This is a genomic window from Pseudomonas sp. IAC-BECa141, assembly GCF_020544405.1.
Classification (GTDB): domain Bacteria; phylum Pseudomonadota; class Gammaproteobacteria; order Pseudomonadales; family Pseudomonadaceae; genus Aquipseudomonas.
On sequence record NZ_CP065410.1, the window covers coordinates 1,023,935 to 1,046,983 of the forward strand.

The window sequence follows — 23,049 nt, forward strand, 5'->3', positions numbered from 1 at the left end:
CCGCCCATAATGTCGCGCATTATACGAGGCCGCGCGCGCCTCTGAACGGGATTTTCAGGAGTCTTTCATGGCCGTTGCCCTCAGTACCCTGGTCGAAGAAGCCGACCGTTACCTCGGCAGTGCGAAAATTGCCGATTATTGCCCCAACGGTCTGCAGGTCGAAGGCCGTCCGCAGGTGATGCGCATCGTCAGCGGCGTCACCGCCAGTCAGGCGCTGCTCGATGCTGCCGTCGAGGCCGAAGCCGATCTGGTGCTGGTGCATCACGGTTATTTCTGGAAGGGCGAGAACCCGTGCATCACCGGCATGAAACAGCGCCGTCTGAAGACGCTTCTCAAGCACGATATCAGCCTGCTCGGTTATCACCTGCCGCTGGATCTGCACCCGGACGTCGGCAACAACGTGCAGCTTGCGCGTCAGCTGGACATCACCGTCGAGGGGCCGCTGGATCCGGACAACCTGAAGGTCGTCGGTCTGGTCGGTTCGCTGAACGAGCCCATGACTCCGCGCGACTTCGCCCGCAAAGTGCAGGAAGTCATGGGCCGCGAGCCGCTGCTGGTCGAGGGCAGCGCGATGATTCGTCGGGTCGGCTGGTGCACCGGGGGCGGTCAGGGCTACATAGACAATGCCATCGCCGCCGGCGTCGATCTGTTCCTCAGCGGCGAAGCCTCCGAGCAGACATTCCACAGCGCCCGGGAAAACGACATCAGCTTCATTGCCGCCGGCCACCACGCCACCGAACGCTACGGCGTGCAGGCGCTGGGCGACTATCTGGCGAAGCGTTTTGCCCTCGAGCACATCTTCATCGACTGCCCGAACCCGATCTGAATTCACCCAAATCCTGTGGGAGCGAGCTTGCTCGCGAAGAGACAGTATCAGTCGCCATCATTGTTGAATGGCAGACCGCTTTCGCGAGCAAGCTCGCTCCCACATTGGCTTTCATCACCCGAACGGGCGGGCATATTCATATGCCCTTTCGATCTAGTTGGCGTCCTGATTAGAAGAGGTCGCTGTGCTAGGATTCGACGCTCGAACACGGCCCGCTGGCCGTTCATAAGAAAGCTTTCGTGAGTAGCCATGGTCGACAAACTGACGCATCTGAAACAGCTGGAGGCGGAAAGCATCCACATCATCCGCGAGGTGGCCGCCGAGTTCGACAACCCGGTGATGCTGTACTCCATCGGTAAAGACTCCGCCGTGATGCTGCATCTGGCACGCAAGGCGTTCTTCCCGGGCAAACTGCCGTTTCCGGTGATGCACGTCGACACCCGCTGGAAATTCCAGGAGATGTACAAGTTCCGCGACAAGATGGTCGAAGAGCTGGGCCTGGATCTGATCACCCACGTCAACCCGGATGGCGTTGCGCAGGGCATCAACCCGTTCACCCACGGCAGCGCCAAGCACACCGACATCATGAAGACCGAGGGCCTGAAGCAGGCGCTCGACAAGCATGGTTTCGACGCAGCCTTCGGCGGTGCCCGTCGCGATGAAGAGAAGTCCCGCGCCAAGGAGCGCGTCTACTCGTTCCGTGACAGCAAGCACCGCTGGGACCCGAAGAACCAGCGTCCCGAGCTGTGGAACGTCTACAACGGCAAGGTCAACAAGGGCGAATCCATTCGTGTGTTCCCGCTGTCGAACTGGACCGAGCTGGATATCTGGCAGTACATCTACCTCGAAGGCATCCCGATCGTACCGCTGTACTTCGCGGCCGAACGTGAAGTGATCGAGAAGAACGGCACGCTGATCATGATCGACGACGAGCGCATCCTCGAGCACCTGTCCGACGAGGACAAGGCGCGCATCGTCAAAAAGAAAGTGCGTTTCCGTACCCTTGGCTGCTACCCGTTGACGGGCGCGGTGGAGTCCGAGGCCGAAAGCCTGACGGACATCATTCAGGAAATGCTCCTGACGCGAACTTCCGAGCGCCAGGGCCGGGTCATCGACCACGATGGCGCAGGCTCGATGGAAGACAAGAAACGTCAAGGCTATTTCTAAGGGGCTGTCATGTCGCACGCATCTGATTTGATCAGCGAGGACATCCTCGCCTACCTGGGCCAGCACGAACGTAAAGAGCTGCTGCGCTTTTTGACCTGCGGTAACGTCGATGACGGCAAGAGCACCCTGATCGGGCGCCTGCTGCACGACTCGAAAATGATCTACGAAGATCACCTGGAAGCCATCACCCGCGATTCGAAGAAAGTCGGCACCACTGGTGACGACATCGACCTGGCATTGCTGGTCGACGGCCTGCAGGCCGAGCGCGAGCAGGGCATCACCATCGATGTCGCGTACCGCTATTTCTCCACCGCCAAGCGCAAATTCATCATCGCCGACACCCCCGGCCATGAGCAGTACACCCGCAACATGGCCACCGGTGCGTCCACCTGTGACCTGGCGATCATCCTGGTCGACGCCCGTTACGGCGTGCAGACCCAGACCCGTCGCCACAGCTTTATCGCCTCACTGCTGGGCATCAAGCACATCGTTGTCGCCATCAACAAGATGGACCTCAAGGGCTTCGATCAGGGCGTGTTCGAGTCGATCAAGGCCGACTACCTGAAGTTCGCCGAAGGCTTGAAGATGAAGCCTACGAGCATGCACTTCGTGCCGATGTCCGCCCTGAAGGGCGACAACGTGGTGAACAAGTCCGAGCGCTCGCCTTGGTACACCGGCCAGTCGCTGATGGAAATCCTTGAGACCGTGGAAGTGGCGGGCGACCGCAACTTCACCGATCTGCGTTTCCCGGTGCAGTACGTCAACCGTCCGAACCTGAACTTCCGCGGTTTCGCCGGCACCCTGGCCAGCGGCATCGTCAAGAAGGGCGACGAAGTCGTGGTCCTGCCGTCGGGCAAGAGCAGCCGCGTGAAATCCATCGTCACCTTCGAAGGTGAACTGGAACACGCAGGTCCCGGCCAAGCGGTAACGCTGACCATGGAAGACGAGATCGACATTTCCCGTGGCGACCTGCTGGTGCACGCCGACAACGTCCCGCCAGTGACCGACAGCTTCGAAGCGATGCTGGTGTGGATGGCTGAAGAGCCGATGCTGCCGGGCAAGAAATACGACATCAAGCGTGCTACCAGTTACGTGCCGGGCTCCATCGCCAGCATCGTCAACAAGGTCGACGTCAACACCCTCGAAGAGGGCCCGGCGAGCGCGTTGCAGCTCAACGAAATCGGCAAGGTGAAGATCGCGCTCGACGCGCCGATCGCCCTCGACGGTTACGACAGCAACCGCACCACCGGCGCGTTCATCGTTATCGACCGTTTGACCAACGGCACCGTCGGCGCCGGCATGATCGTCGCTCAGCCAGTGACCCACGGTACGGCCACGCACCACGGCAAAATGGCCCATGTAGCGACCGAAGAGCGCGCTCAGCGTTTCGGTCAGCAACCGGCTACCGTGCTGTTCAGCGGCCTGTCGGGCGCTGGCAAAAGCACCTTGGCGTATGCGGTCGAACGCAAGCTGTTCGACATGGGCCGCGCGGTGTTTGTACTCGATGGCCAGAACCTGCGTCAGGATCTGAACAAAGGTCTGCCGCAGGATCGCGCCGGGCGTACCGAGAACTGGCGTCGTGCCGCGCACGTGGCGCGTCAGTTCAACGAAGCCGGTTTGCTGACCCTGGCGGCGTTCGTTGCGCCAAGTGCCGAAGGTCGCGAGCAGGCCAAGGAACTGATCGGCAAGGATCGCTTGCTCACGGTCTACGTGCAGGCCTCGCCGACAGTGTGCGCCGAACGTGATCCGCAAGGGCTGTACGCCGCTGGTGGCGACAACATCCCGGGCGAATCCTTCCCGTACGACGTGCCGCTCAACGCCGACCTGGTGATCGACACGCAGTCGCTGAGTCTGGAAGAAAGCGTCAAGCAAGTGCTGGAGCTGTTGCGGCAGCGCGGCGCGATTTAAGCACTGAAGCAGCGACAAGCTTCCAGTTTCAAGCGGCAAGAAAAAGCCCGTCGATGAGCAATCATCGGCGGGCTTTTTTTGTGCCGGGTGATCGTTCCCACGCGGAGCGTGGGAATGATCAAACGATCAACTGTGGGAGCGAGCCTGCTCGCTCCCACAGGGGTCAGTGTTTGGGTGGATATTCGCGGTGCATCTGCTCCAGCAACGCATCCTTGTCCAGCCACAGCTGATTGATCCAGCCCTGAAACTGCAATCGATACTCGCCGTCCTGGTCGTAGTTCTTGCCGATGAAGGCCGGCGGGATTTTGATTTCCTCAAAATGCACCACCACATCGCGCACATTGCCGCAGAGCAAATCCCAGAACCCTGGACGCCCCGCTGGATAATGAATCGTCACGTTGACGATCGATTCCAGCTGTTCGCCCATCGCATCCAGTACAAACGCAATGCCGCCGGCTTTTGGTTTGAGCAAGTATTTGAACGGCGATTGCTGCTGTGCATGTTTGCCTTCGGTGAAGCGCGTGCCCTCGACGAAGTTGAAGATGCCTACCGGGTTGTCGCGGAATTTCGCGCAGGTCTTGCGCGTGGTTTCCAGGTCCTTGCCTTTCTTCTCCGGGTGTTTTTCCAGATACGCCTTGGAGTAGCGCTTCATGAACGGAAAGCCCAGCGTCCACCACGCCAGACCGATCACCGGGACCCAGATCAGCTCCTGTTTAAGGAAAAACTTCAGCGGCTGGATGCGTCGGTTGAGCACGTATTGCAGCACCAGGATGTCGACCCAGCTCTGGTGATTGCTGGTGATCAGGTACGAGTGTTGATAGTCCAGACCTTGCAGGCCGCTGAGGTGCCAGCGGGTGCGGTGCACCAGGTTCATCCAGCCTTTGTTGTTACTGATCCAGGCTTCGTGAGTGTGGCTCATCAGCCAGCGCGATGCGCGGCGTGCGAGGTCGAACGGCAGCACTTTGATCAGTGCCACGAGAAACAGGAACGAGCAAAGCAGGATCGTGTTCAGCGCCAGCAGCAGCGCGGCGATTACGCCGCGCAGGGTGGCAGGGAGAAAAGCCAGCATCGGGTCAGATATCCAGAGGTCGATTGGCAGCCTGAATCGCGGTCAGGGCAATGGTGTAGACGATGTCGTCGACCTGCGCGCCGCGCGGCAGGTCGTTCACCGGTTTGCGCAGGCCTTGCAGCATCGGGCCGAGGCTGACGCAATCGGCGCTGCGCTGCACGGCTTTGTGGGTGGTGTTGCCGGTGTTCAGGTCGGGGAACACGAACACCGTGGCGCGACCGGCCACCTGGCTGTTCGGCGCCAGTTGCCGGGCCACGTTTTCGTTGGCGGCGGCGTCGTACTGCAACGGGCCGTCGATCAGCAGCGAGTGCTGTTGTTCGTGGGCGAGCAGGGTGGCTTCGCGAACCTTCTCGACTTCTTCGCCGGTGGCGGATTCGCCGCTGGAGTAACTGATCATCGCCACCCGTGGCGTGATGCCGAACGCGGCGGCCGAGTCGGCGCTTTGCAGGGCGATTTCGGCCAGTTCGCTGGCGCTCGGGTGCGGGTTCATCACGCAGTCGCCGTAGACCAGCACTTCTTCGGGAAACAGCATGAAGAACACCGACGACACCAGCGTGCAGCCCGGCGCCGTTTTAATCAGCTGCAAGGCCGGGCGGATGGTGTTGGCGGTGGTGTTGATGATGCCCGAAACCAGGCCGTCGACTTCATCCAGCGCCAGCATCATGGTGCCGATCACTACGGTGTCTTCCAGTTGCTGTTCGGCCATCGGCGCGTTGAGGCTTTTGCTCTTGCGCAGGGCGACCATCGGTTCGACGTAGCGCTCGCGGATCAGATCCGGATCGAGGATTTCCAGCCCCGGCGGCAGGACGATGCCCTGAGCCCGGGCGACGGCTTCGACATCCGCCGGTTTGGCCAACAACACGCAACGGGCAATCCCGCGTTCCTGGCAGATCGCAGCCGCTTGCACGGTGAGCGGCTCGCTGCCTTCGGGCAGGACAATGCGCTTGTTGGCAGCCTGCGCGCGTTGAATCAATTGATAGCGGAACACCGCCGGCGACAGGCGCATTTCCCGCGGTGTACCGCAGCGCTGGTGCAGCCAGTTGGCGTCCAGGTGACTGGCGACGAAGTCGGTGATGATCTCCGCGCGTTCACGGTCATCGACGGGAATTTCCTTGTTCAGGCCGTTGAGCAGGTTCGCGGTGTCGTACGAGCCGGTGCTCACCGACAGCACCGGCAAGCCAGCCTGCAACGCACCACGGCACAGGTCCATGATGCGCGGATCGGGCAGGGTGTCGCTGGTCAGCAGCAGACCGGCCAGCGGCACGCCGTTGATCGCGGCGAGGCTGACGGCGAGGATGATGTCGTCGCGATCGCCGGGAGTCACCACCAGCACGCCGGGCTTTAGCAGATCCACGGTGTTGCGCATGGTGCGCGCGCAAATGATGGTCTTGGTCATGCGCCGGGTTTCGTAGTCGCCGGCGTTGAGCACCTGGGCGCCCATCAGGTCGGCGACGTCGCGGGTGCGCGGGGCGTTGAGTTCCGGCTGGAACGGAATGCAGCCGAGCAGACGGAAATCACCGGTGCGCAGCAAGGGCGAATGCTCTTTCAGACGCGCAGCGAAGGCGTCCATGCTCTCGTCGGTCTTGACCTTGTTGAGGATCACGCCGAGGACTTTCGGGTCCTTCGGCCCGCCGAAAAGTTGCGCTTGCAACTCGACGCGGCCGGACAGTTCGGTCAGCACTTCGTTTTCCGGGGCCGAGACCAGTATCACCTCGGCATCCAGGCTCTTGGCCAGGTGCAGGTTGACCCGCGCGGCGTAGCTGGCGCTGCGGGTCGGCACCATGCCTTCGACGACCAGCACGTCTTTGCCGATGGCTGCCTGCTGGTAGAGGGTGATGATTTCTTCGAGCAGCTCGTCGAGCTGACCGTCGCCGAGCATCCGCTCGACATGGGCCAGACCCAGTGGCTGTGGCGGTTTCAGGCCGTGGGTGCGGGCCACCAGTTCGGTGGAGCGCTCAGGGCCGGTGTCGCCCGGATGCGGCTGGGCGATCGGTTTGAAGAAGCCGACTTTCAGCCCGGCCCGTTCCAGCGTACGCACCAGCCCGAGGCTGATGGAGGTCAGACCCACACCAAAGTCGGTGGGCGCGATAAAAAAAGTTTGCATGCGGATTCTCTAAGGGTGCATGGCAATGGCGATCGTCTCTGTGTGCCGATCTGCCGAGATTCAGTCGCCAAGGTTATCGCTAACCGAGGCTTGAGCGCACCAACCGCAAGCAAAGGGTTGGCCTATTTTTTCAATGCGTTGCGTGGCGTCCAGAACCCACGCCCGGGACTGCCAGGGCGGGAGGTGGCGCAGGTGCTGGGTATGGCCGCAGGACAGCTCGGCGACCCAGTGGCCGTCCTCGTCCTGATGGAATCCGGTGACGGTCACGGGCGCCAATCGATCCCGTCTGTCCGGGTTCTGTTCGCTTTCGGGCAAATCCTTGTTTAGACTTGTCCGTTCTTCATTCTTATGCAAAAGGTCTCGCCCCATGCTGATCGCCGCCAATAAGGCTGTCTCCATCGACTATACCCTGACCAACGACGCTGGTGAGGTCATCGACAGCTCCGCCGGCGGCGCTCCGCTGGTCTACCTGCATGGCGCAGGCAACATCATCCCGGGCCTGGAAAAAGCCCTGGAAGGTAAAGAAGTCGGCAACGAGCTAGAAGTGTCCGTCGAGCCGGAAGATGCCTACGGCGAATACGCCGCTGAACTGGTCAGCACCCTGAGCCGCAGCATGTTCGAAGGCGTTGACGAGCTGGAAGTCGGAATGCAGTTCCACGCTTCGGCGCCGGACGGTCAGATGCAGATCGTCACCATCCGTGACCTGGACGGCGACGACGTTACCGTCGACGGCAACCACCCACTGGCCGGTCAGCGCCTGAACTTCAAAGTGAAGGTCGTTGCCATCCGTGACGCCAGCCAGGAAGAAATCGCTCATGGTCACGTCCATGGCGAAGGTGGCCATCACCACTGATTTTCTGCGCTAAGCTCAGAGAACTGGAGAGGCGCCCGAGGGCGCCTTTTTAGTCCGCGGCTGTCCTTGGTGCCCTCGCCAAGTGGCTGTTTCGAGTAGAACACGGGAATCTGGAGTTCGTCATGAGTGCTTTTCACGACCTTAAGTTGACAGCCCTGGATGGTCAGGAGCTACCGCTGGCACCCTTCAAGGGCCAAGTCGTGCTGGTGGTCAACGTCGCCTCCAAATGCGGCTTGACCCCACAGTACGCGGCGCTGGAAAACCTTTATCAGCAATACAAAGGCAAAGGCTTCAGTGTGCTGGGCCTGCCGTGCAACCAGTTTGCCGGTCAGGAACCGGGCAGTGAGCAGGAGATCCAGGAATTCTGCAGCCTCAACTATGGCGTGAGTTTTCCGTTGTCGAAAAAGCTCGAAGTCAACGGTCACGACCGTCATCAGCTGTACCGCCTGCTGGCGGGCGAGGGCGCGGAGTTTCCCGGTGACATCACCTGGAATTTCGAGAAATTCCTGCTCGGCAAGGACGGTCGGGTACTGGCCCGCTTCTCGCCGCGCACGGCGCCGGATGATCCTTCGGTGATTACGGCGATTGAAAAAGCCTTGAGTTGAAACACGAAAATCGCAGCCATTGAGCTGCGATTTTTTTCGCCTGCCTTTTGACCCTTAATCATTCAGATCAATAGTGCTATCGGGCGTTTGAAACTCCCCATATTATCGCCGTCATATGAATTGCGTGCCCGTCGATCAATTTTTCGTGGAGCTTCCCATGCCCGTGCAAGCCCTGTTCAAACCGTTCCAGCTCGGTGCCCTCGAACTGCCGACCCGCGTGGTCATGGCGCCGATGACCCGTTCGTTCTCTCCGGGCGGCGTGCCCAATTCCAAAGTGATCGAATACTACCGTCGTCGCGCGGCGGCCGGTGTCGGCCTGATCATTACCGAAGGCACCACCGTCGGCCATCAGGCATCCAACGGTTACCCGAACGTGCCGCACTTCTACGGCGAAGCAGCCTTGGCCGGCTGGAAGAAAGTCGTGGATGCGGTACACGCCGAAGGCGGCAAGATCGTTCCGCAACTCTGGCACGTCGGCAATGTGCGCCGTCTGGGCACCGAGCCGGACGCGAGCGTGCCGGGTTATGGCCCGTCGGAAAAACTCAAGGACGGTCAGGTCGTGGTGCACGGCATGACCAGACAGGACATTCAGGACGTGATCGCAGCCTTCGCCCAAGCGGCGAAAGATGCCCAAAGCATCGGCATGGACGGCGTGGAAATCCACGGCGCCCACGGTTACCTGATCGACCAGTTCTTCTGGGAAGGCAGCAACCAGCGCACGGACGAATACGGTGGCAGCTTGGCCAACCGTTCGCGTTTCGCCATCGAGCTGATTCAGGCTGTGCGTGCGGCGGTGGGCGAAGGCTTCCCGATCATCTTCCGTTTCTCGCAGTGGAAACAGCAGGACTACACCGCGCGTCTGGTGCAAACCTCTGAGGCACTGGGTGAATTCCTCAAGCCGTTGTCCGACGCCGGGGTGGATATTTTCCACTGCTCGACGCGCCGTTTCTGGGAGCCTGAGTTTGACGGCTCCGACCTGAACCTGGCCGGCTGGACACGCAAGCTGACCGGCAAACCAACCATCACCGTCGGCAGCGTCGGCCTCGATGGCGAGTTCCTGCAGTTCATGGTCAACACCGACAAGGTCGCGCAACCGGCCAGTCTGGAGAAACTGCTGGAGCGTCTGAACAACGACGAGTTCGATCTGGTGGCAGTGGGGCGTGCGCTGCTGGTCGATCCGGACTGGGCGCAGAAAGTGCGCGAAGGCCGCGAGCAGGACATTCTGCCGTTCAGCCGTGAGGCGTTGATGACGCTGGTTTGATCGATGTGGGAGGCTTGTCGTGCAGGTCGCGGCAAGCCCCCAGCAAATGGTTTTCAAACTGTTCGACGATGGCCGCCCAACCCTGGCGGCTGGCGTGCTGGCGTGCGTTCAGGCGTACGCAGCGCAACCTTTCGTCTTCTTCCAGCAGCCATGCGGCTGCCTCGCAGAACGCCTCTTCATCTCCGGGCATTGCCAGCACGCCGTTGTAGCCATGGCGAATATGCTGGGCCGCCGCGGCCTGATCGTAAGACACCACCCCAAGGCCTGAGGCCAGCGCTTCCAGCACGACGTTGCCAAAGGTCTCGGTCAGGCTCGGAAACAGAAACACATCCCCCGACGCATAGTGCGCCGCCAGCGCTTCGCCCCGTTGCGAGCCGCAGAAAATCGCCTCGGGCAGTTCGTTTTCCAGTGCCATTCGTTGCGGTCCGTCGCCGACCACGATCAGCTTCAGGTTGCGCTGTGGATAAGTGCCGGCGAGCTTTTCGAAACTGCGCTTGAGCAAGCCGAGATTTTTCTCCGGCGCCAGGCGTCCTACGTGAATGACAGCAATGTCCCGCTCGCCAAGACCCCATTGCTCACGCAAGGCATTCAGGCGTTTGGCCGGGTGGAACAACTGACTGTCGACACCCCGGGACAGCAGCGCCAGGCGCTCGAAGTGCCGACGCTCCAGCTCCAGGCGCTGGCTGACGCTCGGCACCAGGGTCATGGCCGAACGATTGTGAAACCAGCGCAGATAGTGGGTGAGCAAGCGCGTCAGCAAGCCCAGCCCGTACTGGTGGGTGTATTGCTGAAAGTTGGTATGAAAACCACTGACCACGGCAATCCCCAGGCGCCGTGCCGCGCGTAACGCCGACAGCCCGAGCGGGCCTTCGGTGGCGATATAGAGCACGTCGGGGCGATGACGCGTCCAGCGTCGCAACAGTTTGTGCATCGACGACTGGCCCCATTGCAGCCCCGGATATCCCGGCAACGGCCAGCCCCGGCACAGCAGCAGGGCGTCGTCTTCACTGCGCTGCGGATCGTCAGCCTGACGCGGTCGCACCAGTTCCACCCGATGCCCGCGTGCGCGCAAACCGTCGCACAAGCGGCCAAGGGTATTGGCCACGCCGTTGATTTCCGGTGGGAAGGTTTCGCTGATGAGGGTGATATGTAGAGCTGTCGTCATGGCCTCAGTGTCGGCTGAGGCCATGTCGTGGTTGTGACGTTCCGATGATGGATTTGTGACGCGGTCTCAGCGTTGCATCACCAGATTCTCGGCCCCGCGCTCACGCACCCAGAACAGCGTCGCGCCAGCCACGGCGGCCGGCATCATCAGGATGTTGACCAGCGGAATCAGCAACACCAGATAAACGATCCCGCCGAAGCTCATGCTCTGCCAGCGCTTCTGGCGCAGCCAGGTGAGCATTTCGTTCCAGCCCAGCTTGTGGTTATCCGCCGGGTAGTCGATGTACTGGATCGCCATCATCCACACCCCGAACAGCAGCCACAACGGCGCGGCGACGATGTTCACCACCGGGATGAACGACAGGATGAACAGGCCGATCGCCCGGGGCAGGAAATAACCGAGTTTGCGCATTTCCCGGGCCAGGGTGCGCGGGATCATGGCGATCAGTTCGCCCCAGCTGAAGGCCGGGAAGTCGTCGGTGCCGCGCACCACCACTTCAACCTTTTCCGCGAGGAAACCGTTGAACGGCGCGGCGATCACGTTGGCCAGCATCGTAAAGGTGAAGAACACCATCAACGCCACCAGCACCACGAACAGCGGCCACAGGATGTAACTGAGGAAACTCAGCCATTCAGGCAGCGACGGCATCAGCGTGTCGACCCACAGGCTGAACTGGTGACCGGCCAGATAGATCAATCCGACGAACAGCACCAGGTTGATGGCCAGCGGCAGCAGCACAAACAGGCGCAGGCCGGGACTCAAGACCAGTTTGAGGCCTTCGCGCAGGTATTGCGGGCCGGACAGAACAGGGGCGGGCATAAGGTGCTCCGAGCAAGGGAAAACGCGCCGACCTTACCGACTTTGCAGAACCTGTGAAAGCGCGGTAGCGGGATCGACATTCACTGTAACAAAGACATCCATCTCGTCAGTGTGTCGGCATAGAGACCACCTATGAGCTGGATTGTTAAACCGTATTTCCTTAATCTTGCCCCCCTCGATACGCTGCACCCAACTTTTTACAGGACTGTCGAGCTCACGCCTTCCCCAAGGTTATCCACAGTCCTTTTTTATTCCCGCCGGCAGTCCGGCGTCCGGCCAGGTGTCTTGGCCGGTCAACAGGAGCAGGTTCATGTCTGAAGTCCGTCATTCGCGAGTGATCATCCTCGGTTCCGGCCCTGCCGGTTACAGCGCTGCCGTCTACGCTGCCCGTGCCAACCTCAAGCCGCTGCTGATCACCGGCATGCAGGCCGGCGGTCAATTGACCACCACCACCGAAGTCGACAACTGGCCGGGCGACGTCCACGGCCTGACCGGCCCGGTGCTGATGGAACGCATGCGCGAGCACGCCGAGCGTTTTGAAACCGAGATCGTATTCGATCACATTAACGCCGTGGACTTCGCTTCCAAGCCCTACAGCCTGACCGGCGACAGCGGCACCTACACCTGCGACGCGCTGATCATCGCTACCGGCGCCAGCGCCCGTTACCTGGGCCTGCCGTCGGAAGAAGCGTTCATGGGCAAGGGCGTTTCGGCCTGCGCGACCTGCGACGGTTTCTTCTATCGCAACAAGCCGGTGGCCGTGGTCGGTGGCGGCAACACTGCTGTCGAAGAAGCCCTGTACCTGGCCAACATCGCCAGCAAAGTCACCCTGATCCACCGTCGCGAAACCTTCCGCGCCGAGAAGATCCTGATCGACAAGCTCAACGCCCGCGTGGCCGAAGGCAAGATCGAGCTGAAGCTGAACGCGACCCTGGACGAAGTGCTGGGCGACAACATGGGCGTGACGGGTGCGCGTCTGAAGAACAACGACGGCAGCTCCGACGAAATCAAGGTCGACGGCGTGTTCATCGCGATCGGCCACACCCCGAACACCTCGCTGTTCGAAGGTCAGCTGGAATTGAAGGACGGCTACCTCGTGGTTCAGGGTGGCCGTGAAGGCAACGCCACCGCGACCAGCGTCGAAGGCATTTTCGCTGCCGGCGACGTGGCCGACCACGTTTACCGTCAGGCCATCACCTCGGCCGGCGCCGGTTGCATGGCGGCACTGGACACCGAACGTTACCTGGACGGTCTGCAGAACGCTTCGTTCTAAGATCGCAGACAACTCGACATGATCGTTCCCACGCAGAGCGTGGGAATGCCTCATTTGGACGCGGAGCGTCCCCGGCTGCATTCCCTCGCAGAGCGTGGGAACGATCTGACGAAAAAAATCGGCCAATTGGCCGATTTTTTCATGCCTGCGATTCGCTCGGAATCAGCGGCGGGTCAGCGGTTGCGCATCGAATTTCACGCCCGCCAGACCGTGCTGGATCAACGCACGGATATTGCCGTGATCGCTGCCTTCAGGCGTTGCCACGACCGAGCGGTAGTGTTCGCCGAACGCCAGCAGCGCTTCTTCATCGCTCAAGCCTTCCAGCAGTGCCAGACCCAAAGTCTTGCACGAACCTTCGTTCTGCCCGGCCGCGTTTTCCACGCCACCATTGTTGAACGCCTGAGGCTGGTAGTCGTAACCGGCGGCGATGAAGGCCAGGGTGTCGGCAAAAGCATGTTCGCCGCTCTTGAGGCTGGCGCGCAGGGTGTTCAGATCACTCATTGGGTTTTCCTTTGGCGAACGCCGCTTGCTGTTCGGCGCTGGCTTCTTGCTGATATTGGGCTTTCCAGTCGGCGTACGGCATGCCGTAAACCACTTCACGGGCATCGTCGAGGCTGACCTCGATCTGGCGCTCGTCGGCGGCTGCCTTGTACCACTTCGACAGGCAGTTGCGGCAGAACCCGGCGAGGTTCATCAGGTCGATGTTCTGCACGTCCTTGCGGCTGTCCAGGTGGGCGACCAGCCGGCGGAAGGCGGCGGCTTCGAGTTCGAGGCGTTGTTGCTCGGTCATGATGGGCTCTGTGCAGTCAAATCGTGGCGCGGATGATAAAAGTCTGACGCCCGGAGCGCCAGACACGTTCAACGGCTGGCGGCGAGGGTGATCGACACCGATTCGGCAAAACGCAAGGCATGCGGCTTGTCGACTTCGACTTCGGCGTACAGCACCGATTCGTTGGCCATCACGAGATCCAGCAGCTCCTGGGTCAGGCGTTCGAGCAGCGCGAAACGGTTGCCTTCCACGTGGGCGATGATCGCCTTGGTGATCGTGCGGTAGTTCAGCGCGTGGTCGATGTCGTTGTCACGCACCGCTTCCTGCGCGGCGTACAGGATGGTCAGGTTGATCAGCACATCCTGCTTGTTGAGGATTTCGTCCTCGTTGATCCCGATAAAGGTGCGCAGGCGCAGATCCTTGACCCGGATGCGCGCCATTCCCGGTTGAAGTTGAGGCATTTACTTGCTCCGTCCAATCAATTGCAGGAACTCCTGACGGGTGTTGCTCGACTCGCGGAAGGCGCCGAGCATGACCGAGGTGTTCATGGTCGAATTCTGTTTCTCGACACCGCGCATCATCATGCACATGTGTCGGGCTTCGATGACCACCGCGACACCGGCGGCATCGGTGACTTGCTGGACCGCCTCGGCGATCTGGCGGGTGAGGTTTTCCTGGATCTGCAGGCGACGGGCGAACATGTCCACCAGTCGCGCGATCTTCGACAACCCCAGCACCTTGCCCGTCGGAATATAAGCCACATGGGCCTTGCCGATGAAGGGCAGCAGGTGATGTTCGCACAACGAATAGAGCTCGATGTCGGCGACGATGATCATCTCGTCGCTGTCGGAGGCAAACAGCGCGCCATTGACGATTTCCTCGACGCTCTGTTCGTAGCCGTGACACAGGTACTGCATGGCCTTGGCCGCCCGCACCGGTGTGTCGAGCAATCCTTCGCGGTCAGGGTCTTCACCGAGACCGATCAGGATCTCGCGGTAACTCTCGGGCAGGGAACGGGTCATGGAGCATCCTCGCGGGGCGTATTACTTGACGTGCCGCCCGCCATTGACGGTCAGGGTCGTGCCGGTGACGTAAGGGTTGTCGAGCAGATAACGCAGGCTCTGATAAATCACTTCGCTGCCGGGTTCGATGCCCAGCGCGGACTTGGCCAGCGCTTTGGCGCGGTACGCTGTGTCGTCGTCGGGATTGAACAATAGCAGGGCTGGCGCGATGCCGTTGACCTTGATTGAGGGCGCGTAGCGCGCCGCGAAGGACAGCGTGAGACTGTCGAGCCCGGCCTTGCTGGCGCAATAGCCGATGTGTTTGCTGCTGCCCTTGCGGGTGACGTCATCGCTGATGTGGATGATGTCGGCAGGACTCGAACGTTGCAGCAATTCGGCGCAATGCAGGTTGATCAGGTACGGCGCCAGCATGTGGACGTTAAACATGCGGCAGAAGGCTTCGGCTTCGCCGTCGTCGGTTTCCGCCAGCCACTGCGAGGCGTTGTGCACGATGGCGCGCAGGCTGTCGGTGTGGGTCTTCAGTTCGGTGATGAACGCGAGGATCGAGGCTTCGCTGGAAAAGTCCGCGTGCAGCCCGAGGGCGCCCAGATCCCGCAAAGCCTTCACTCCCGGTCGTTCGCTGCGGTAGGTGAAGATCACCCGATGGCCGTCGTCCAGCAGACGCTGCGCACAATGCAGGCCGACCCGCTGGCCGGCGCCGGTGATGAGGATGGGAGCTGTGGGAAAAGTCATGTACGGCTCGCGTCGAAGTCAGAGCAAAAACTATAACAGCGACGCGAGCGACGGCTTCAGCGATTTTGCGTAGAGGGCGCGGCGGGCAGTGAGCGTGCAGGCGCCGGGTTGAGCCAGCCGGCCAGCAGGCGGGTCGACAGCGGAATGAAGAAGTAGACCATCAACGGGGTCAGGCACAGCGTGCTGACGAAGACTCGGGGAACCAGGCTCATTTCGGCGAGCAACGGTCCCAGCACGAAATTGAACAGCAGCGACACCGGGAAGAACGCCAGCCAGATTGCCACGGCCTGTTTCCAGCGCGGGGGGCGATGACCGGCAGCACCGAACCAGCCTTCAATGCCGCTGACCCGATGTTCCGTCGGGTGGGCAAACAGATCGCTGCCACGCGCCAGCCATGCGGTGCGCGATGCCGAGTGTTCCCAGGCATGCAGGGTCTGTTCGTCGACGAAGCGGAATATGATCTGGAATTCATCGTCGCCGGGAGGCGGGGCCAGTACGCCGGAGCCGAGGTAACCGGGGAAATCGGTGGCCAGTTGTTCGCCTTCTCGCAACCAGGCGATCAGATCCTGATAACGACCATGGGTGACGCGACGCGCGACCATCAGCGTGACGGGGGAAGTAGACATTGTGTATCTCCGTATTGCATGTGCGTCGCTCCGGGTAGGAGTCTCGCCTGACGCAGCGCCGGGTAGAGGGCTGCGTTTTTCGACAAGCAAGGATTATTCCTCATCTTCGTGACAAACCAGAGACTTTCGTCTCATTTCACCGCTTGAACCGCTCGATGGCATCCGGAGTAGAATGGGATCCAACTACGCTCACACTCGCCAACGAGGACGTACCCGCGCAAATGCCTGTCATGACTGACGTTCGTCCTGCTTTCCCGGCCTCTGTTGCGCTGGAGCGCGAAGAGCTTTTCCCTATCCGCGAAGTAGCGCGGCTCACCGGCGTGAACCCGGTTACGTTGCGCGCCTGGGAGCGTCGCTACGGTTTGATCCAGCCGACACGCACCGAAAGTGGGCATCGGTTGTATTCGATGACCGATATCGAGCGCGTTCGCAGCATCGTCGACTGGATCGATCGGGGTGTTGCCGTGAGCAAGATCGGCAGGATCCTGGCCAAGACCGAGCCGCTGAAAGTCCTGGCCCCGTTCATATCCGATGACAATATGCAGGCGGATTACCTGCAGTGGCAGGAACAGGTTCGGCACGCGGTCGGTTCATTCGACGATCAGGCGCTGGATCAACTCTACGGCCAGATTTTCTCCTCCTACGCATTGCCTGTCGTGTTTCAGGACATCCTGATGCCGTTATGGCTGCAAATGCTGCAGCGCCAGGACGCTTTCGGACAAACCAGCGAGTGGCTGTTCTTTGATGGTTTTCTGCGAGCGAAGGTGCTGCAGCGCATCGTCATGCTCCGCGGCTCTCAACCGCGCAGGGTGATCGTCAGCGCACTGGCCGGTCAATGTCGTGAGCTTGAACTACTGGTGGCGGCGCTGTTTCTCAGCGGCAATGAAGCGGGTGTTCGTGTACTCACCACCGGCCAGCCGTTCGATGAACTGACGCTGGTGTGCGAAAAGACCAGGCCTCAGGCGCTGGTGCTGTTTTCCAATCATGCGCCGACTGCCGAGCTGCCACGACGTCTGAATCGTCTGGCCTTGAGCCTGGATTGTCAGTTGATGCTGGCGGGCGATGCCGCCGATCTGGCGCAGGACAGCCTCGCCGGATCAGCGGTTGGCTGCCTGGGCAATGACGGATCGACCATGCGTCAACGCATGAATCAGTTTCTGGCGGGGACGCTGGATACCTGAGACTCAGGTGTGCATGGCAGGGTGGGTCAGACGATGCTGTTGCAGGATGAACTGGCGCAGACGCTCGGTTTCGTCGGCATCGCTCTGGCTTAGCTCGTAAGCATAAAAGCCGCTTTCGGTTTCCCGCTCGAACGTCCCGCGCAGGGAAATCCGCTCATAGCCCGACGGGCTGAACCACAAGGCAAAATGCTTAGGTGGTTTGGTCTTGTTGCGCACTTCCAGCAGCACACCCTTGTGCGAAACCTCGTGAACCCACAGCGTACCGGGCTGGCCCTTGGCATTTTCCAGTGCCACCGGCTCTTCCAGAGTCAGGCGCCATGGACGCACCATCGGCCCGTCTTCATAGATGCTCGGTACACCCAGGCGCAGGTGCAGGGCGTGGAACTCGTCTTCCACCAGATGTAACGGGAAGGTCATCTGCTGATTTTCGAAGTTGGCCTGGATGGTGACTTGTTCATGGGCCGCCAGGCGCGTGAGCAGGTCACGGATCTGCGAACCACCGTTGACCAGCAGGCTCGACGTCGCATCCCGCACATTGAGTTGCGGGTTGTGTTGCATGGTCTGGATGAAATCCAGCTCATCCTGGGTCAGGAGGGCGTCACGCTGCATGGCTAACTCGAAATGAATAATTACAAAGTCATTGGTGATTGTAGTTAGTGACAATTAGTTCGCTGTTTTGTTTGCGCCGTTCGTCGCTTTCAGTTCAGCGAGCTCGGCTTCCAGGGCCGCGACCCGGGCCTCCAGTTGCACAACGCGCTGCTGGGCCTTGACCTGAACCGTAACGTCCTTTTGCACGCCGACGAAATAGGTCAGCCCGTCGTCGGCATTTTTCACGGTCGACAGCGACAGTTCGTTCCAGAACGGCGTGCCATCCTTGCGGTAGTTACGCAGGATCTCCCGGCATGAGCCGCCTTCGCTCAATACGTCGCGAATCAACTTCAAACTGGCCTGGTCACGATCTCCGGCCTGCAGGAAGCGGCAGTCCTGATAAAGAATCTCTTCACTGGTATAGCCGGTCATTTTTTCGAAGGCCGGATTCACGTAGATCAGGATGTTGTCCTGATCACCTTCTTTTTCTGCCACCACGATCCCTTCGTTCGACGCGTTGATCACCATTTGCAGCAAACTGGCACTGATCATCTATGAAGCCTTTAAGGATTTCGGTGGCAGGCATTCTAGAAGATCGATCGGGGCTGTCTACCGGCCACCAGCGCTTATCGAGAGCCAATCGCGACAAGGCGCCGCTGGCTGTTACTATCGCCGCTCTTTTTTTCAGTTTCAGGATCAGATTGATGAAAGTCGCCATCCTCTCCGGCTCTGTGTACGGCACGGCCGAAGAAGTCGCTCGCCACGCTCAGAGCCTGTTGAACGCCGCCGGTTTTGAAACCTTCTACAACTCGCGCGCCAGCCTCGCTGATCTCCAGGCCTTTGGCCCTGAAGTCTTGCTCGGCGTAACTTCGACCACCGGCATGGGCGAGCTGCCGGACAACCTGCAACCGTTGTACTCGGCCATTCGCGACCAATTGCCGGCGGCCTGGCGTGGCTTGCCTGGTGCCGTGATCGCCTTGGGCGATGCCAGTTATGGCGACACCTTCTGCGGCGGCGGCGAGCAATTGCGCGAGTTGTTCGGCGAACTGGGCGTGCGCGAGGTGCAGGACATGCTGCGCATCGACGCCAGCGAAAGCGTCACGCCTGAAACCGACGCCGAACCTTGGCTGGAACAGTTGATCGCCACGCTCAAGGGCTGATTTCACGTTCGCGCAGCAGCGCCAGCCAGGCCTGCGCAGCCTTCGACAGATAGGCGCCCCGGCGCCAGATGAAAGCGATGTCCCAGCGCAAGTAATCCGGCGCGTTCAAGGTCAGGCGCACCACGCCTGGCCGCACCAGTCCGCGCGCCACCACGCTGGGCAGCAACACCACGCCTTGTCCGGCGGCGACCAGCGCCGCGAGAAAATCCGCCTGCCCACTGCGCCCGCCTTCCTTCGGGGTGAAGCCCATCTGCTGGCAGGCCTGAAGCAAACGATCGTTGAGCACGAAACTGCGCTGATACAAAAGGAACGGCGTATCGGCCAATTCCTCCAGGCCGATTTCGCCTTTTGCCGCCAGTGGGTGATCCACCGGAAGCAGCGCATCGAGCGGTTCATCGCAGAACGGCTGAACGTCGAACTGCGGATCTTTCGGCAGCAAGCTGCCACCCAACTCCAGCTCCCCGCTGAGCACAGCCTGTTCGATGTTGCGACTGCCACCCTCTATCAGTTGAACGCTGATGTTCGGATATCGCCGTCGGTATTCGGCAAATAGCCCGGCAAACAACGCGTCGCTGCCCAGTAATGGCAGCCCGAGACGCAGCTCGCCGCGTGCCAGATGACTGAGATCATCCAGCTCGCTGAGCAATTCATTGCGCAACCGCAGCATGCCTTCGGCCCGTTGCAGCACCACGCTCCCGGCGGCGGTCAGGCGTATTTGCGAGCCCAGCCGTTCAAGCAGCGGGGTGCCGAGACTTTGTTCGAGCTGGGCAATCTGCTTGCTCACCGCAGACTGACTGATGTGCAGGTTTTTTGCGGCTTGAGTGAAACCGCCCTGATGCATGACTTCGACAAAGCTTTTGAGCTGTTTGAATTCCATGGCCTGATTCCAGATTGGAATGGCCTTGAGTCTAACAATTCGCTTCGGAGATGGAAGTCGGGTTCGTAAAATAGGCACCTGTGAAAGGAGCCCCCCGATGAAATCCTCGACCGTTAAATACTTTTCCCGCCTGCTGGCCGAACTGGCCGTGCTGCTCGGTCTCTACCTGCTCGGATGCCAGATCGCAGCGTGGCTGCCCTGGCCGATTCCCGGCGGGGTGATCGGCATGGCATTGCTGCTGCTGGCTTTTGCGTTCGGCTGGGTCAAACCGGCGGCGCTGCAAATGGGCGCGGGATTGCTGATGGCCGAGATGCTGCTGTTCTTCATTCCGGCGTTGATGAGCCTGCTGGATTACGGCGCGTTGCTGCACGATGACGGCTGGCGGATCTTGTTGGTGATCGCGGCCAGCACATTGATGGTGATGCTGGTGACCGCGTTCACCGTAGAGTTGGCCGTGCGCCTGAGGCGGTCCCATGAAGCTTGAGCTGATGCCGATGTTCTGGCTGGCGTTCACGTTGCTGGCTTATCTGTTCAGTCGCTGGCTGTATCGCCGGACCGGGCGCTACGTGTTGTCGCCACTGATTCTGGTCCCCGCGTTGCTGCTGGCGCTTGCCGTGCCGCTGCACACCGCTTACGCCGAATACTCGAGCAATACCCATTGGCTGATGCTGGTGCTTGGTCCGGTCACCGTGGCATTTGCGGTGCCGATCTGGCAGCAGCGCCAGTTGCTGGTGCGGCATTGGTCGGCATTGCTGCTGGGCATGCTGGCCGGCAGTGCGGCGTCGATCGCCACTTCGTTCGGTCTCGCGAAAGCACTGGCGCTGGACAGTCCGGTGGCGCTGTCGCTGGTGCCGCGCTCGATCACCACACCGTTTGCCATGCCGCTGGCCCAGGACATCGGTGGCGTACCGGAACTGACTGCGGTGTTCGTGATGTTCACCGGGGTGTTCGGCGCGATGCTCGGTGGTGTGCTGCTCAAGTGGTTGCCGTTGCGCAGCGTTTTGGCACGCGGTGCATTGTTCGGCGTCGGTGCGCACGGCGCCGGGGTCAGCCGGGCCCATGAAGTGGGTGGCGAAGAAGGCTCGGTCGCGGGCCTGGTGATGGTGCTCACCGGGCTGCTCAATCTGTTCGCCGCACCTTTGTTGGCGTCGTTGCTTTGACATGGATCCAAGCTGTTTGCGTTGCTGACTCGTTCAGTCATCAAGCTGGCTGCCAATGCAACTACGCGACCGTCCGGGGCTGACTAGACTGCTGACACACGCAAAAACAATAAGAACGCAGAGGTGCATACAGTGAGCGTAGCCCCCGTCCCTTCGTCCATAAACGTCAAAGACCAGGTCAGTGCCGCGGAATGGCAGACCCGGGTCGATCTGGCCGCCTGCTATCGTCTGGTCGCGCTGCATGGCTGGGATGATCTGATCTTCACCCACATTTCCGCCAAGGTGCCCGGCACCGAAGATTTCCTGATCAACCCGTTTGGCCTGATGTTCCATGAGATCACCGCCTCGAGCCTGGTGAAGGTCGACCAGGCCGGCAACAAACTCATGGACAGCCCTTACGAAATCAATCCCGCTGGCTACACCATCCACAGCGCCGTGCATGAAGTCCGCCACGACGTGGCCTGCGTGCTGCACACCCATACCGCTTCCGGTGTCGCGGTGTCGGCGCAGAAGCAGGGTGTGCTGCCGATCAGTCAGCAATCGTTGTTCGTGCTGTCGAGCCTGGCCTTTCACGCCTATGAAGGGGTGGCGCTTAACCATGAAGAGAAAGCGCGGTTGCAGGCGGATCTGGGCGACAACAATTTCCTGATGCTGCACAACCACGGTCTGCTGACCTGTGGCGGCACCATCGCCGATACCTTCCTGATGATGTTCACCTTTCAGCGCGCCTGCGACATCCAGGTCATGGCGCAGACCGGCGGGGCCGAACTGATCGCCATCGAACCGCAGATTCTGGCAGGCGCCAAGGCGATGATCGCCGGTGTCACCAAAAGTGCTCAAGGCATGGGTGGCGCGCTGGCCTGGCCGGCGCTGCTGCGCAAACTCGATAAACAAGACCCGGGGTATAAACTCTAATGCCTCTTGCCGAGATTCCGCTGAGTGCCTGGCGCAAACGCAGCCAGACATTTGTCTTCCATGGTCAGCCGATCCGCTACTGGACGGCCGGGCAGGGTGAACCGCTGCTGCTGATCCATGGCTTTCCCACGGCCAGTTGGGACTGGCATTACCTGTGGCAACCGCTGTCCCAGCGCTACCGGGTGATTGCCTGCGACATGCTCGGCTTCGGTGACTCGGCCAAACCGCTCAATCACACCTACAGCCTGCTGGAGCAGGCCGATCTGCAACAGGCCTTGCTCGCGCATCTGCAGGTCGAGCAACCGGTGCACATTCTGGCCCACGACTACGGCGACAGTGTTGCCCAGGAATTGCTGGCCCGGCATTACGAAGACCTGATCGAAGTCGCCAGTTGTGTGTTCCTCAACGGTGGTCTGTTTCCGGAAACCCACCGGCCACTGCTGACGCAAAAACTGCTGCTCAGCCCACTGGGCTGGATGATCGGCCGGGCCTTCACCCGGGATGCGCTGGTGAAAAGTTTCCATCAGATTTTCGGCCCGGACACCCGGCCCAGCGAAAGCGAGATGGATGATTTCTGGAGCCTGATCGAGTGCAATCGCGGGCAGCGCGTCATGCACAAGCTGATTCACTACATTCCCGAGCGTCGGGTTCAGCGTGATCGCTGGGTCGCGGCGATGCAGCGTGGCGAGGTGCCGCTGCGGGTGATCGATGGCGAAGTCGATCCGATTTCCGGGGCGCACATGGTCGAGCGTTATCGCGAGCTTATCCCCGACGCGGACATCGTGCTGTTGGCGGGTATCGGCCACTACCCGCAAACCGAAGCGCCGGTACAGGTGCTCAAACACTATCTCGCATTTCGCGATCACTTCGTGTTGCCACCGCGCAAGGCGGCGTGCTCCTGAATTCTTGCCGGAGGCGCCTGGCGCCCCGGCACGTTTTCATCATCCCCCAGCCTTATCGCGCACCATT

General features: G+C 60.7%; 27 protein-coding genes. 13 read left to right on the forward strand and 14 right to left on the reverse strand.

The window, feature by feature from the left end; translation table 11 throughout:
- The first annotated feature begins 67 nt into the window (after positions 1 to 67).
- The 3 genes from I5961_RS04500 (at position 68) to cysN (ending at position 3,901) form a co-directional block, all read left to right on the forward strand.
- Positions 68 to 826 carry a Nif3-like dinuclear metal center hexameric protein gene (locus tag I5961_RS04500; RefSeq protein WP_085702482.1) on the forward strand — a complete coding sequence of 253 codons (759 nt, stop codon included), beginning with the start codon at positions 68 to 70 and terminating at the stop codon, positions 824 to 826.
- 249 nt (positions 827 to 1,075) lie between these two features.
- Positions 1,076 to 1,993, forward strand: coding sequence for a sulfate adenylyltransferase subunit CysD (cysD, locus tag I5961_RS04505; protein WP_007953546.1), 918 nt, complete (start codon positions 1,076 to 1,078; stop codon positions 1,991 to 1,993).
- A gap of 9 nt (positions 1,994 to 2,002) precedes the next feature.
- The gene (cysN, locus tag I5961_RS04510) at positions 2,003 to 3,901 is read left to right on the forward strand and encodes a sulfate adenylyltransferase subunit CysN (RefSeq protein WP_085698476.1); all 1,899 of its coding nucleotides are present in this window, start codon (positions 2,003 to 2,005) and stop codon (positions 3,899 to 3,901) included.
- 163 nt (positions 3,902 to 4,064) lie between these two features.
- On the opposite strand, the gene I5961_RS04515 is transcribed toward cysN, so the two are convergent.
- The 3 genes from I5961_RS04515 to I5961_RS04525 are packed head-to-tail and all read right to left on the reverse strand — an operon-like array spanning position 4,065 to position 7,473.
- Positions 4,065 to 4,970: an acyltransferase gene (locus I5961_RS04515; protein ID WP_227234465.1), complete on the reverse strand. Its 906-nt coding sequence runs from the start codon at positions 4,968 to 4,970 to the stop codon at positions 4,065 to 4,067.
- A 4-nt stretch (positions 4,971 to 4,974) separates the two neighbouring features.
- On the reverse strand, positions 4,975 to 7,074 hold the full coding sequence (pta, locus tag I5961_RS04520) for a phosphate acetyltransferase (protein ID WP_085698478.1): 2,100 nt from the start codon (positions 7,072 to 7,074) through the stop codon (positions 4,975 to 4,977).
- Between the two features lie 60 nt (positions 7,075 to 7,134).
- Positions 7,135 to 7,473: a DUF3565 domain-containing protein gene (locus I5961_RS04525; protein WP_227234467.1), complete on the reverse strand. Its 339-nt coding sequence runs from the start codon at positions 7,471 to 7,473 to the stop codon at positions 7,135 to 7,137.
- Here I5961_RS04525 and I5961_RS04530 point away from each other — a divergent pair.
- From I5961_RS04530 to I5961_RS04540, 3 genes are all read left to right on the forward strand, one after another.
- Positions 7,442 to 7,927, forward strand: a complete 486-nt coding sequence (locus tag I5961_RS04530) for an FKBP-type peptidyl-prolyl cis-trans isomerase (protein WP_085698479.1) — start codon at positions 7,442 to 7,444, stop codon at positions 7,925 to 7,927. The genes I5961_RS04525 and I5961_RS04530 overlap by 32 nt on opposite strands.
- 122 nt (positions 7,928 to 8,049) lie before the next feature.
- Positions 8,050 to 8,532 carry a glutathione peroxidase gene (locus I5961_RS04535; protein ID WP_007959082.1) on the forward strand — a complete coding sequence of 161 codons (483 nt, stop codon included), beginning with the start codon at positions 8,050 to 8,052 and terminating at the stop codon, positions 8,530 to 8,532.
- Positions 8,533 to 8,689: 157 nt separating this feature from the next.
- Positions 8,690 to 9,793 (forward strand): NADH:flavin oxidoreductase, encoded by a 1,104-nt coding sequence (locus tag I5961_RS04540; protein ID WP_085698480.1) that lies wholly within the window; start codon positions 8,690 to 8,692, stop codon positions 9,791 to 9,793.
- On the opposite strand, the gene I5961_RS04545 is transcribed toward I5961_RS04540, so the two are convergent.
- Together I5961_RS04545 and cysZ are read right to left on the reverse strand one after the other, a co-directional pair.
- Positions 9,762 to 10,982 carry a glycosyltransferase family 4 protein gene (locus I5961_RS04545; RefSeq protein WP_227234469.1) on the reverse strand — a complete coding sequence of 407 codons (1,221 nt, stop codon included), beginning with the start codon at positions 10,980 to 10,982 and terminating at the stop codon, positions 9,762 to 9,764. The genes I5961_RS04540 and I5961_RS04545 overlap by 32 nt on opposite strands.
- A gap of 42 nt (positions 10,983 to 11,024) precedes the next feature.
- Entirely contained in the window at positions 11,025 to 11,777 is a 753-nt protein-coding gene (gene cysZ, locus I5961_RS04550) for a sulfate transporter CysZ (RefSeq protein WP_227234471.1), read from the reverse strand.
- A 310-nt stretch (positions 11,778 to 12,087) separates the two neighbouring features.
- Here cysZ and trxB point away from each other — a divergent pair, with 310 nt between their 5' ends.
- On the forward strand, positions 12,088 to 13,050 hold the full coding sequence (trxB, locus tag I5961_RS04555) for a thioredoxin-disulfide reductase (protein ID WP_085698483.1): 963 nt from the start codon (positions 12,088 to 12,090) through the stop codon (positions 13,048 to 13,050).
- A 162-nt stretch (positions 13,051 to 13,212) separates the two neighbouring features.
- Here the strand turns inward: trxB and I5961_RS04560 are convergent, their stop codons facing one another.
- From I5961_RS04560 to I5961_RS04585, 6 genes are all read right to left on the reverse strand, one after another.
- Positions 13,213 to 13,551 (reverse strand): HopJ type III effector protein, encoded by a 339-nt coding sequence (locus I5961_RS04560; protein WP_085702486.1) that lies wholly within the window; start codon positions 13,549 to 13,551, stop codon positions 13,213 to 13,215.
- Positions 13,544 to 13,840: a DUF1244 domain-containing protein gene (locus tag I5961_RS04565; protein WP_065261487.1), complete on the reverse strand. Its 297-nt coding sequence runs from the start codon at positions 13,838 to 13,840 to the stop codon at positions 13,544 to 13,546. Before I5961_RS04565 ends, I5961_RS04560 begins: the two co-directional genes overlap by 8 nt.
- A gap of 68 nt (positions 13,841 to 13,908) precedes the next feature.
- Positions 13,909 to 14,280, reverse strand: a complete 372-nt coding sequence (gene folX / locus I5961_RS04570) for a dihydroneopterin triphosphate 2'-epimerase (RefSeq protein ID WP_007957207.1) — start codon at positions 14,278 to 14,280, stop codon at positions 13,909 to 13,911.
- Positions 14,281 to 14,841 carry a GTP cyclohydrolase I FolE gene (folE, locus tag I5961_RS04575; RefSeq protein ID WP_085698486.1) on the reverse strand — a complete coding sequence of 187 codons (561 nt, stop codon included), beginning with the start codon at positions 14,839 to 14,841 and terminating at the stop codon, positions 14,281 to 14,283.
- Positions 14,842 to 14,862: 21 nt separating this feature from the next.
- Complete coding sequence (gene folM, locus I5961_RS04580) at positions 14,863 to 15,573, reverse strand: dihydromonapterin reductase (RefSeq protein WP_227234474.1); 711 nt, start codon at positions 15,571 to 15,573, stop codon at positions 14,863 to 14,865.
- Positions 15,574 to 15,629: 56 nt separating this feature from the next.
- Positions 15,630 to 16,199 (reverse strand): antibiotic biosynthesis monooxygenase, encoded by a 570-nt coding sequence (locus I5961_RS04585; RefSeq protein WP_227234476.1) that lies wholly within the window; start codon positions 16,197 to 16,199, stop codon positions 15,630 to 15,632.
- Positions 16,200 to 16,420: 221 nt separating this feature from the next.
- Between I5961_RS04585 and I5961_RS04590 the strand changes: the two genes are divergently transcribed.
- Positions 16,421 to 17,380: a MerR family transcriptional regulator gene (locus I5961_RS04590; protein WP_227234477.1), complete on the forward strand. Its 960-nt coding sequence runs from the start codon at positions 16,421 to 16,423 to the stop codon at positions 17,378 to 17,380.
- A gap of 3 nt (positions 17,381 to 17,383) precedes the next feature.
- Here the strand turns inward: I5961_RS04590 and I5961_RS04595 are convergent, their stop codons facing one another.
- Together I5961_RS04595 and I5961_RS04600 are read right to left on the reverse strand one after the other, a co-directional pair.
- The gene (locus tag I5961_RS04595; RefSeq protein WP_085698490.1) at positions 17,384 to 17,989 is read right to left on the reverse strand and encodes a hypothetical protein; all 606 of its coding nucleotides are present in this window, start codon (positions 17,987 to 17,989) and stop codon (positions 17,384 to 17,386) included.
- A gap of 54 nt (positions 17,990 to 18,043) precedes the next feature.
- A complete protein-coding gene (locus tag I5961_RS04600; protein WP_085698491.1) occupies positions 18,044 to 18,520 on the reverse strand; it encodes a PAS domain-containing protein in 477 nt (158 codons plus the stop codon).
- A 152-nt stretch (positions 18,521 to 18,672) separates the two neighbouring features.
- Between I5961_RS04600 and I5961_RS04605 the strand changes: the two genes are divergently transcribed.
- On the forward strand, positions 18,673 to 19,128 hold the full coding sequence (locus I5961_RS04605; RefSeq protein WP_085698492.1) for a flavodoxin: 456 nt from the start codon (positions 18,673 to 18,675) through the stop codon (positions 19,126 to 19,128).
- Here the strand turns inward: I5961_RS04605 and I5961_RS04610 are convergent.
- Positions 19,118 to 20,005 carry a LysR family transcriptional regulator gene (locus I5961_RS04610; RefSeq protein WP_227234479.1) on the reverse strand — a complete coding sequence of 296 codons (888 nt, stop codon included), beginning with the start codon at positions 20,003 to 20,005 and terminating at the stop codon, positions 19,118 to 19,120. The genes I5961_RS04605 and I5961_RS04610 overlap by 11 nt on opposite strands.
- A gap of 97 nt (positions 20,006 to 20,102) precedes the next feature.
- Between I5961_RS04610 and I5961_RS04615 the strand changes: the two genes are divergently transcribed.
- The 4 genes from I5961_RS04615 to I5961_RS04630 all read left to right on the forward strand — a co-directional run bounded on the left by I5961_RS04615 (position 20,103) and on the right by I5961_RS04630 (position 22,982).
- The gene (locus tag I5961_RS04615) at positions 20,103 to 20,489 is read left to right on the forward strand and encodes a CidA/LrgA family protein (protein ID WP_085698494.1); all 387 of its coding nucleotides are present in this window, start codon (positions 20,103 to 20,105) and stop codon (positions 20,487 to 20,489) included.
- On the forward strand, positions 20,479 to 21,165 hold the full coding sequence (locus I5961_RS04620; protein ID WP_227234480.1) for an LrgB family protein: 687 nt from the start codon (positions 20,479 to 20,481) through the stop codon (positions 21,163 to 21,165). Before I5961_RS04615 ends, I5961_RS04620 begins: the two co-directional genes overlap by 11 nt.
- A 132-nt stretch (positions 21,166 to 21,297) precedes the next feature.
- Positions 21,298 to 22,080 (forward strand): class II aldolase/adducin family protein, encoded by a 783-nt coding sequence (locus I5961_RS04625; protein WP_085698496.1) that lies wholly within the window; start codon positions 21,298 to 21,300, stop codon positions 22,078 to 22,080.
- Positions 22,080 to 22,982, forward strand: a complete 903-nt coding sequence (locus I5961_RS04630) for an alpha/beta fold hydrolase (RefSeq protein WP_227234482.1) — start codon at positions 22,080 to 22,082, stop codon at positions 22,980 to 22,982. The genes I5961_RS04625 and I5961_RS04630 overlap by 1 nt, the downstream gene beginning before the upstream one ends.
- The last annotated feature ends 67 nt before the right edge of the window (positions 22,983 to 23,049 follow it).

Excerpts from the sequence above, each read along its gene's own strand:
- I5961_RS04630 (WP_227234482.1), top strand. The coding sequence starts at position 22,080 with ATGCCTCTTGCCGAGATTCCGCTGAGTGCCTGGCGCAAACGCAGCCAG.
- I5961_RS04565 (WP_065261487.1), bottom strand. The coding sequence starts at position 13,840 with ATGACCGAGCAACAACGCCTCGAACTCGAAGCCGCCGCCTTCCGCCGG.
- I5961_RS04600 (WP_085698491.1), bottom strand. The coding sequence starts at position 18,520 with ATGATCAGTGCCAGTTTGCTGCAAATGGTGATCAACGCGTCGAACGAA.
- trxB (WP_085698483.1), top strand. The coding sequence starts at position 12,088 with ATGTCTGAAGTCCGTCATTCGCGAGTGATCATCCTCGGTTCCGGCCCT.
- pta (WP_085698478.1), bottom strand. The coding sequence starts at position 7,074 with ATGCAAACTTTTTTTATCGCGCCCACCGACTTTGGTGTGGGTCTGACC.
- I5961_RS04500 (WP_085702482.1), top strand. The coding sequence starts at position 68 with ATGGCCGTTGCCCTCAGTACCCTGGTCGAAGAAGCCGACCGTTACCTC.
- I5961_RS04560 (WP_085702486.1), bottom strand. The coding sequence starts at position 13,551 with ATGAGTGATCTGAACACCCTGCGCGCCAGCCTCAAGAGCGGCGAACAT.
- I5961_RS04620 (WP_227234480.1), top strand. The coding sequence starts at position 20,479 with ATGAAGCTTGAGCTGATGCCGATGTTCTGGCTGGCGTTCACGTTGCTG.
- I5961_RS04590 (WP_227234477.1), top strand. The coding sequence starts at position 16,421 with ATGCCTGTCATGACTGACGTTCGTCCTGCTTTCCCGGCCTCTGTTGCG.
- I5961_RS04540 (WP_085698480.1), top strand. The coding sequence starts at position 8,690 with ATGCCCGTGCAAGCCCTGTTCAAACCGTTCCAGCTCGGTGCCCTCGAA.
- I5961_RS04615 (WP_085698494.1), top strand. The coding sequence starts at position 20,103 with ATGAAATCCTCGACCGTTAAATACTTTTCCCGCCTGCTGGCCGAACTG.
- I5961_RS04545 (WP_227234469.1), bottom strand. The coding sequence starts at position 10,982 with ATGGCCTCAGCCGACACTGAGGCCATGACGACAGCTCTACATATCACC.
- I5961_RS04605 (WP_085698492.1), top strand. The coding sequence starts at position 18,673 with ATGAAAGTCGCCATCCTCTCCGGCTCTGTGTACGGCACGGCCGAAGAA.
- cysZ (WP_227234471.1), bottom strand. The coding sequence starts at position 11,777 with ATGCCCGCCCCTGTTCTGTCCGGCCCGCAATACCTGCGCGAAGGCCTC.
- I5961_RS04515 (WP_227234465.1), bottom strand. The coding sequence starts at position 4,970 with ATGCTGGCTTTTCTCCCTGCCACCCTGCGCGGCGTAATCGCCGCGCTG.
- I5961_RS04525 (WP_227234467.1), bottom strand. The coding sequence starts at position 7,473 with ATGGAGACAGCCTTATTGGCGGCGATCAGCATGGGGCGAGACCTTTTG.
- cysN (WP_085698476.1), top strand. The coding sequence starts at position 2,003 with ATGTCGCACGCATCTGATTTGATCAGCGAGGACATCCTCGCCTACCTG.
- cysD (WP_007953546.1), top strand. The coding sequence starts at position 1,076 with ATGGTCGACAAACTGACGCATCTGAAACAGCTGGAGGCGGAAAGCATC.
- folM (WP_227234474.1), bottom strand. The coding sequence starts at position 15,573 with ATGACTTTTCCCACAGCTCCCATCCTCATCACCGGCGCCGGCCAGCGG.
- folE (WP_085698486.1), bottom strand. The coding sequence starts at position 14,841 with ATGACCCGTTCCCTGCCCGAGAGTTACCGCGAGATCCTGATCGGTCTC.
- I5961_RS04610 (WP_227234479.1), bottom strand. The coding sequence starts at position 20,005 with ATGGAATTCAAACAGCTCAAAAGCTTTGTCGAAGTCATGCATCAGGGC.
- I5961_RS04595 (WP_085698490.1), bottom strand. The coding sequence starts at position 17,989 with ATGCAGCGTGACGCCCTCCTGACCCAGGATGAGCTGGATTTCATCCAG.
- I5961_RS04535 (WP_007959082.1), top strand. The coding sequence starts at position 8,050 with ATGAGTGCTTTTCACGACCTTAAGTTGACAGCCCTGGATGGTCAGGAG.
- I5961_RS04585 (WP_227234476.1), bottom strand. The coding sequence starts at position 16,199 with ATGTCTACTTCCCCCGTCACGCTGATGGTCGCGCGTCGCGTCACCCAT.
- folX (WP_007957207.1), bottom strand. The coding sequence starts at position 14,280 with ATGCCTCAACTTCAACCGGGAATGGCGCGCATCCGGGTCAAGGATCTG.
- I5961_RS04530 (WP_085698479.1), top strand. The coding sequence starts at position 7,442 with ATGCTGATCGCCGCCAATAAGGCTGTCTCCATCGACTATACCCTGACC.